Source organism: Treponema sp. R8-4-B8, assembly GCF_054786175.1.
The window spans coordinates 1-659 of record NZ_BDHE01000215.1 but is presented as its reverse complement, the minus strand read 5'-3'; the positions used below and the strand labels follow the sequence as shown (position 1 = coordinate 659).

The window sequence follows — 659 nt, the reverse complement described above, 5'->3', positions numbered from 1 at the left end:
GGAGGTACTATGAAAATTATTATCGGCAACGGAGAACTCACCGCAACATTGGCGCAAAATTCTTCAACAGAAGCGTTAAAAGAAATGCTTAAAGCAGGCCCTATAACAATTAATATGCGCGATTACGGAAATATGGAAAAAGTCGGCGGATTGGGAAGAAGCCTGCCTACAAATGATGAACGGATTACCACCGCACCCGGCGACTTGATACTGTATCAAGGGAATTCACTCGTGATTTATTATGCGCCCAATACATGGAGTTTTACCAGACTTGGAAAGATTAATATTGTTACGCAAGAAGAATTAAAAAAGATACTTGGCACAGGAGACGTAACGGTAATATTGGAGATTGCAGATAAATAACAAACGTATATGACATCAGAATTTTATAGAGTACCTTAACACCCAATCACTACTACAGGGAGCGTGATAAAAAGCCTATGGCTTTGCAAAATTGCATGTTTGTTGTGTACTAATTATTAATTTTTAATTACCAAACCTTTGGTTTCCCTTCCGCACTGGCGGCAGCCTAAAGGCCGCCTTGCTTTTATTACAGACAGCGGCGTTTATTGGTGCTACGCTGTGTGGCATTATTCATCAAGAGGGGAACCTTCGCCGCTTTGCGGCTCGGTTGAGGATCCACACGGCTACGCCGTGCG

At 42.6% G+C, this 659-nt stretch carries 1 protein-coding gene; it reads left to right on the top strand.

Features of this window, described 5'->3' with window-relative positions; translation table 11 throughout:
* Positions 1-9: 9 nt before the first annotated feature.
* Positions 10-363, top strand: coding sequence for a cyclophilin-like fold protein (locus ACYVRA_RS07985; RefSeq protein WP_461252202.1), 354 nt, complete (start codon positions 10-12; stop codon positions 361-363).
* Positions 364-659: the final 296 nt, after the last annotated feature.

What these genes read in the sequence shown, in the direction of transcription:
- ACYVRA_RS07985 (WP_461252202.1), top strand. Translation starts at nt 10, where the DNA reads ATGAAAATTATTATCGGCAACGGAGAACTCACCGCAACATTGGCGCAA.